Annotated in this window: 1 protein-coding gene; it reads right to left on the bottom strand. The window is 54.5% G+C overall.

Annotated elements, in window-relative coordinates; all coding sequences use genetic code 11:
- A partial coding sequence (gene ptsN, locus ACTHUT_RS21825; protein ID WP_440419910.1) for a PTS IIA-like nitrogen regulatory protein PtsN occupies positions 1-471 on the bottom strand: 471 nt, incomplete at its 3' end.
- Between the last annotated feature and the right edge of the window lie 6 nt (positions 472-477).

Genomic DNA, 477 nt, shown 5'->3' with positions numbered 1-477 from the left:
AACGGATACGCTGGGCATGAATTGCTCTGCGGTCAGGGGTGTGCGGACTGCTTCGGCAGAAGTCGCGGCCATCAATGCTTCACGGACGGCTTGTTGAGGGAATCTGCCGGCCAGTTTGGACGAGACTTCCAAATGTTCGCCGGTAGCGTTTTCAGGCACAAGCAGGATGAAAATTATGGAGACGGGTTTGCCGTCGGGCGCATCAAAGGCGACCGGCTCTTTGGTACGGATAAACACACCGGTGGCTTTTTTCACGCATGCGTGACGGCCGTGGGGAATCGCCACCCCCTGCCCCAAACCGGTCGAACCGAGTTTTTCACGGGCAAACAGGTAGTCGAACACGTTGGCATTCGGTAATTCTGCTTCATTCTCCAGCAGCGGTGCGGCCGCTTCAAACAGACGCTTTTTGCGGCTGACTTCCAAATCCAAAACGATATGGGACAAAGGTAAAATTTCGCCGATCAGGCTCATATGTAT

The sequence above is a fragment of the Neisseria sp. P0022.S010 genome (assembly GCF_051956635.1).
Note: the sequence above shows the minus strand (reverse complement) of the source record. Positions and strands in the feature narration are given on the sequence as shown.